Annotated in this window: 7 protein-coding genes; 1 reads left to right on the top strand and 6 read right to left on the bottom strand. The window is 46.4% G+C overall.

Features of this window, described 5'->3' with window-relative positions:
* From MHH93_RS28260 to rplS, 5 genes are all read right to left on the bottom strand, one after another.
* The coding region (locus MHH93_RS28260) for a TP0910 N-terminal domain-containing protein (RefSeq protein WP_500056801.1) at positions 1–1,114 on the bottom strand (1,114 nt) is incomplete at its 3' end.
* Positions 1,115–1,144: 30 nt separating this feature from the next.
* Positions 1,145–1,846 (bottom strand): ribonuclease HII, encoded by a 702-nt coding sequence (gene rnhB / locus MHH93_RS28255; RefSeq protein ID WP_500056799.1) that lies wholly within the window; start codon positions 1,844–1,846, stop codon positions 1,145–1,147.
* Positions 1,847–2,310: 464 nt separating this feature from the next.
* Positions 2,311–3,174 carry a ribosome biogenesis GTPase YlqF gene (ylqF, locus tag MHH93_RS28250; RefSeq protein WP_500056797.1) on the bottom strand — a complete coding sequence of 288 codons (864 nt, stop codon included), beginning with the start codon at positions 3,172–3,174 and terminating at the stop codon, positions 2,311–2,313.
* Positions 3,175–3,204: 30 nt separating this feature from the next.
* The gene (gene lepB / locus MHH93_RS28245; protein ID WP_500056796.1) at positions 3,205–3,825 is read right to left on the bottom strand and encodes a signal peptidase I; all 621 of its coding nucleotides are present in this window, start codon (positions 3,823–3,825) and stop codon (positions 3,205–3,207) included.
* Between the two features lie 357 nt (positions 3,826–4,182).
* Entirely contained in the window at positions 4,183–4,524 is a 342-nt protein-coding gene (gene rplS / locus MHH93_RS28240; RefSeq protein WP_024630190.1) for a 50S ribosomal protein L19, read from the bottom strand.
* Between the two features lie 315 nt (positions 4,525–4,839).
* Between rplS and MHH93_RS28235 the strand changes: the two genes are divergently transcribed.
* Entirely contained in the window at positions 4,840–5,805 is a 966-nt protein-coding gene (locus MHH93_RS28235; RefSeq protein WP_500056794.1) for a polysaccharide deacetylase family protein, read from the top strand.
* Positions 5,806–5,813: 8 nt separating this feature from the next.
* Here MHH93_RS28235 and MHH93_RS28230 read toward each other — a convergent pair whose 3' ends face one another.
* Positions 5,814–7,055 carry a hypothetical protein gene (locus MHH93_RS28230; protein ID WP_500056803.1) on the bottom strand — a complete coding sequence of 414 codons (1,242 nt, stop codon included), beginning with the start codon at positions 7,053–7,055 and terminating at the stop codon, positions 5,814–5,816.
* Positions 7,056–7,095 lie beyond the last annotated feature (40 nt).

The following is a 7,095-nucleotide window of genomic DNA, read 5'->3' as shown; positions in this document are numbered from 1 at the left end:
GCGTTTCAGCGCGGCCGTCAGTCCGACCGGCAGCGCTTGCTTCAGGCTGGCCTGCATTTACACGGCCAGCCACAGATTCAGCTGCCGCCCCTGGTGTAGCCGGGCGGCTCCCACCCGTGCCACCCGCGTCATTACCGCGTGGGCTCTCTCCAGGTATTCCGGTTCCTGACGGAATACTCGCACCACCTTTGCCAGCCATTTCAACGTTGCTGGCAACTGCCTTTGCCCCGGCTTCAGCATTTCCCGCGCCTCCACCAGGCTGCATGTTTCCTTTCACCGCGGTACCTGCATCCTCCGCCCCACCATCCGTCATGGATGCAGCTCCTGCCAACGCTGCTTGGCCTGGTTGCGTTGACAAAGCAGGTGCTCCGGTTCCAGTTCCGGCTACCTGACGACCATTGCCTGATGCAGCCGACCCTTCTTCCATCTGCGCTGCGTTTGGCAACACAGGTACACCAGCCATCACTGCTGGTTTCAACGTAGCAGATTGTTCTCCATTCTGTGCCGGTTTACCTGTTGTTTGAGTCAGCATCGTTTCCAACTGATCAGCCAACCCGCTTAACAACTGGTGCAGAGGGGGGCCAAACACCGTCTGGTGTAATCCTTTTACCGTTTCCGCCGTAACCGGCAGACCACGCTGAAAAGCAATCCCCGTCGCCTGCACCCATTCTTCCACAGGGACCTGTGCGGGTTTGGCAGTCATCATATTCTGGACCATAGCCACATTATCCTTGGTGAGCGGTAAACCGCTTCGTTGCATGGCAAGCAACAGTTCCCGGTTCCCTTTTGTATCCGGCAGTCCTACATCCTGTAGCAGGTTGTTCAAGGAAGCTTGTGGCAGCTCAGCAAGTGTACCCGACATTGGCTTCATTACCGTTATGCCATTTTCACCTGGAGGCTGAACTTGAAGCAATGTGGTCTCGCCCGGACGGAGTGGAGTTTCCAGCTTGGCGCGCACCTGCACGCCTTGAATCTGCAGGACCGCATCCCCTCCGTCATCGGATACACTTACTACAGAACCACGAACCACCTGACCTTCCTTTAACTCAAGCGGCTTGGCATTCCCGGGCTTACTATCACCCAATAATCCCTTAATCATGGAACCGATATTCAAATCTCTCCCCCTCCTTCCTTCAAACTTGTATTAAAACAACGATTGCTGCTCTCCAAGCAGATTGCCCAGAAAACTGCGCCGATGCATCGGGGTTGCCCCCAACGCCATAATTTGCTCCCGATGAACTTTTGTTGCATATCCTTTATGTATCGACAGTCCATATTCCGGATATAACGTATCCCATTCTTCCTTACAAAGCCGATCTCGCGTTACCTTGGCAATGATGGAAGCCGCTGCAATGGATTGACTATTGGCATCCCCTTTAATGATGGACAGTTGAGGTATATTCATATCCACTTTCTCGGCATCCACCAGCATATAGTCGGGAGTTTCTCCCAACGCTTCAACTGCCCGTTTCATCGCGAGTCTCGCAGCCTGCTTGATGTTAAGCCGATCAATTGTCTCTGCATCCGCGTACCCGACACCTACCGCCAGTGCCTTTTCCATAATGACGTCATACAGGGCATCACGTTTTTTCTCCGTCAATTTCTTGGAGTCATTCACGCCTTCCAGAATGAGATCCTTCGGTAAAATAACCGCCGCTGCCACAACATCCCCAAACAAGCACCCCCGTCCCACCTCATCAATACCAGCAATACGTTCAAATCCACTGTCCCAATACTCCCGCTCGTAGAGCAACAGGTCCCTCGGTTCACTGGCTTCTTTTTTCTTTTTTGGTCCAATCGGGGTATCCAGAAGATTCAACCCGATCTCTTCATTTTTTTCAACCATAACGCTCATCTCCTCTACCCATGCTTTTTCGGCATGCGTATCACTTACAACTTTTTATAATATAGACGTAGATTCTCTGTCTTTGTTCTGTACAACCTGTCGCTCTCAACAAAACTTTCCTTGAGGTTTACAATAATAAAGATAGTGATGTCTTCATTTATCGGTATTTGATGGTTTAAATTGAATATATCAGACCTCTCCTAATCTAAAATTGCACCACCATTCATCATAGCACGATTTAGATACACCTGATATATAGATCTGGCAATTCCATAAAGCGTACTCTTCTTCAATCCTCTTCCATTTTTATCGTTTTGAACATACGTCCAACTCCAATTCTGCATTTTATACACAAAAAAAGCGACCGTTTCCCGGTAATCCGGTAACGGCCGCTTCTTGCGGCACTTGTATATATGAAATGAACAGATAAAGATATTGATCTTCATCGTGTAGAGTCCATTTTTTTAATAAGGGGCTTCCATAGAGAAACGTCCCATTTTACCCGCCCGCAGTTCACGCAAAAATGCTCGCGATGCCTTTTCCAGATCAATGCGTCCACCGCTTACAATACAACCACGGATACGGCCGACTTGTTCCATGATCGCAATAACACTGTCTGAATCATCTGCATCCTTGGAGAACTCCTGAAGTCCGTATCTCTCTTCCAGAGCGTCCCAGTAATAACGCATCAGGTAACTGATTCCGAAAAAGGCAATATCCTCTGCATTCAGAATTTCCTCTTTGATTGCACCTGTTACGGCAAGACGATAACCTACATTCTGATCTTCAAACTTGGGCCAAAGAATACCCGGAGTATCCAATAGCTCCATTTCTTTGCCTACCTTAATCCACTGTTGCCCCTTCGTCACACCAGGACGATCTCCTGTTAACGCAATACTCCGTCCAGCCAGTCGGTTAATCAGTGTTGATTTACCCACATTTGGAATACCCACAATTAATCCACGAATCGCACGAGGGTTAATCCCTTTGGCCAGTTGACGATCAATTTTTTCTTTCAGAAGAAGCTTCGCCTGTACCGGGATGTCTTTAACATTGGTGCCTGTCGAGGCATCCACAGGGAAGGCGGTAATTCCTTCTTTTTTGAAATATTCAATCCATTCTTGCGTCACTTTGGCATCTGCCAAATCCGACTTATTCAACAAAATCATGCGGGGTTTATCCAGCAATATTTCATCAATCATCGGATTACGGCTGGAGACAGGCAGACGGGCATCCAACAGTTCGATGACCACGTCGATGAGCTTTAACTTATCCTGAATCTGGCGTCTGGCTCGAGTCATATGACCTGGAAACCATTGTATCGTCACCTTGTCTTCACCTCATTATTTACTTCAATTTCAGTGGTTAATCCACTTAATATCACCGATCGGCCAGAAAATAACATCTGCACGACCAATAATATCTTCTAATGAAACATAACCGATCATACGGCTGTCTGTACTATTTGGACGGTTGTCTCCCATAACAAACACATGACCTGCAGGCACTTTGCCATCAGGGAACTGCTCATTCGGGAAATCCTTCACGTTATAGGTTCCACCATTGGCTTCAGCTGCATCAATGGCTCCTTGAATATACGTTTCATCAACCTTTTTGCCGTTAACCATTACCGTATCGCCTTGAACCTCAACCGTATCACCTTCTACAGCAATAACACGTTTAATGAAATCTCGACCTTCGGTTGGTACGTGGAAGACGATAACTTCACCACGCTTCGGCTCTCGGATATCATATAAGATTTCGTTGACGATCACACGTTCACCCGTTTCAAAGTTCGGCTGCATGGACGGTCCGTCCACAACAAACGGTTTGAAGAGCAACCACCGAATCAGAATGACGAGGACTAATGCGATAACAATGGCTTTAAGCCATTCAACAATTTCATTTTTGGCTTTTTTGGATCGACTGTCTTTCTCTTCGGCAGGATTGCCCCGGTCATGTTGAACTTCTTGTTCCATTCAAGATCTTCCTCTCTTCACAGTACATGTTTATAGCAGTACACACATCCAGCATTTTGTATCGTTCCAATAACTCAAGGGACGGATACAAAACATTCATATCAGTTATGTAATCTTACACCAAGCATTACAGTACATTTAATCCACAATTCAAATGCCTTCAAGAGGTTGTTCAAAAAGTCGGTACTGAGACCGGTCTTTTGAACACGCACTTCAATAACTGATTTTACAAGCCTCCCGGACTATTCCCCGCATGTGTTGCCATATCATTTTACTCGGAAGTGTACCTCCGGTTCAACTTTTCCCGGACAAAAACGAAAAGGGCTTGTCTCCAAGCCCTTCCCGGTATCCGTTATATTAACGAATTTCTTTAATTCTCGCTGCTTTACCGCGTAGTTCACGAAGATAATAAAGCTTCGCACGACGCACTTTACCACGGCGAGCCACTTCGATTCTATCGATTTTTGGGGAATGAAGCGGGAAAGCTCTTTCCACACCTACACCGTAAGAAATTTTACGAACTGTAAAAGTCTCACTGATTCCACCACCACGGCGTTTAATCACAACACCTTCGAACAATTGGATACGCTCACGAGTTCCCTCGATTACCTTAACGTGCACTTTCAAAGTGTCACCAGGACGAAAACTCGGAATATCCTTACGAAGTTGTTCTTGTGTAATCGCTTGAACGATATTCATCTATGACTCCCTCCTTCCGTACAGGCGTTCATACTTCTTCCAGAGATCACCTTGTCTCCTTCATTATCCATAGAGGACCGCCGTATTCCACATAACAGACTTATTGTATCACGCAGCATATCAAAACACAAGAGAATTTATACAAAATGCCTATCGCTCAATCCGCAATGCTGAAAGACATTACAATCCGAATCGTTAATCAGCACTCTCATCTGCATGTCAACCTGATACAGGAAAAGATACTGTAACCTCCCGTGTTGAAATATCGTCTATGATATAACTTAATGACCACTTTAAAGGAGAACCCTAAGACTCATGAAATATTGGAAAAAGATCACGCTTTCTGTACTTGCCATGTTCATATGCTCCATTACACTATATGCCTATGCCGTAACTCATCCTACGAATGCCATGTCACACAAAGCCTGTACCTCCTGGGACATAGTCAAACGTAAAGCGTTCCAGCTGTCACACACCGAATATTCCAGTCAATCTGCACTGGATCGTTCTACTTTCAAGATTGAGACAGGTACGGCTACAGAAGTGCCTGTACTAATGTATCATTACATAGAGCCCAAACTGAACAATCAACAGACAGGTAACAAATCCATTATTAGTTTGGAGGATTTTGAGCAAAATATGAAATACCTGCACGATGAAGGCTACCATACGATTACATTGGATCAGCTTGAACAGTATGTAAACGGGAAGCTCCCCCTACCACTGAAGTCCATTGTAATTACCTTTGATGATGGGTACCAGAACAATTATACGTTAGCTTACCCCGTGCTTCAAAAATATAATTTCCACGCCTCATTGTTTGTTATTGGTAGTAAAATTCAAGATCAACCTGCAGAATCCGGCCCTGCCATTAACAGTTTCATCTCCAAGCCTGAGATGCAGGCGGCAACCGACGTATTTGAATTTAATAGCCATACCTATAACCTGCATCACAAAGGATTTATGCGCTGTGGTAACAGCGTACCCGTCGGTCTGGACACCCGTCTTCTGGATGATGATATCCAGCAAATGAAGCAAACCGGAATAGACACACCTTATCTGGCTTACCCCTTTGGTTACACCAGTACACAGATGATCTACAAGTTACAGCAACATGGATATCGCATGGCTTTTACCGTAAAGCCCGGATTGGTTCATCCTGGAGATAATCTCATGAAACTGCCCCGTTTGACGGTCACGACAGGTACTGACTTGGCAGCCTTACTTCAACCCGAATCCAGTCCGCAGAACGAATTACCTTCATCAGAGGATGACCAGTGATCTAGAGTTCAAACTTCACCGCCTGGATACAGAGTCGAGCTATACAGCCTTTTGGGCTGTGGCTTGGCTCTTTTTGCATCGGGTAGTGATAATTTCATCGGAGAGCTGGCGTAAACCACCGCTTCTTGTGCGTCATAGATGATGATCTGTTCCTGCCCACTCTGAGCCAGATCTGCATGTACCACATATCCCTCTTCCGGAAATTCGGTAACCGTTTTCATATTTCCATCTACCAAAGAAGGCAACACATCACCGCCTCGGCGATAAGCCAAAATATAATCGAGTCCACTTTCATCCCAGTCAGCAACAGGCTCTATAATGGTTAACCAGCCACGAGTCGTGCGATTTTCTTTCCATATCTCTTGCCCAGCGTTATCCAGCATGAACATTCCGTCCTTACCATGCTCATCCCCCCGGACAATCCGGTCCAGGCCTGCAATCTGTAAACCCTCCATTTCAGCACAAAAATGGCCCAACGCAATATGCTGTGATTCAATCGAATCTTCATAACGCCATTTCTCATTACCGTAGCGGTCCATCATGACCGTGACACTGCCACCGATAACAACCTCTACTTCCCCATCCCCGTCAACGTCTCCGAACCATATGCAATCGGCATGATCATCGAGATTATGACAAGACCATAATAATGTCCCATCATGATCCAGCATGTCATATCCGGCCATGACTTCATCCTTACCGTCTCCATCGATATCGTATACCCAAGGAAAATGTCCCGGGTTCCCTTCATGCTTCCATAATAAATGGAAATCATGGTCCAGTGCCCATAACGTCTTATAGCGGTCTTTTAGTATAATATCCATTTTTTGCTGGTTGCCCGTAAGGTTGGCGAGAATAATGCAGTCATGTGCTTCATCACCTGGCAGAACGTGTGTTTCTTTGATCTCTCCGCTCTGGCCATCCAACACGAGAAATTGTTTGTCCATTACACACAATACTTCATTAGTTCCATCTCCATCCCAATCTGCGATCTGAGCGGGATAGTCTGAGCCCGGACCACCTGCATCGGGATCAGGAGTTCCAACCTGCCATAGTAATGTTCCCTCCAGATCAAACGCAGTCAAGCAACAGACCTGATGCGGAACATACCGATCGTCTATGCCCCCATCTGCCTGTACCAGCAACATCTCAAGTCTTCCGTCTCCATTCAGATCACCCAAAAGCATTTTGCAGCGTTCTCCGGCTTGGCTAATATCTACTCTGGCGATTTCATAAGGTTGGTTGCTCATCATCTTCCTCCTCAGCGTACGTTAACATTCCATTACAACT

Source organism: Priestia sp. FSL H7-0729, assembly GCF_038005685.1.
Classification (GTDB): domain Bacteria; phylum Bacillota; class Bacilli; order Paenibacillales; family Paenibacillaceae; genus Paenibacillus.
This window is presented reverse-complemented; position numbering and strand designations above follow the sequence as displayed.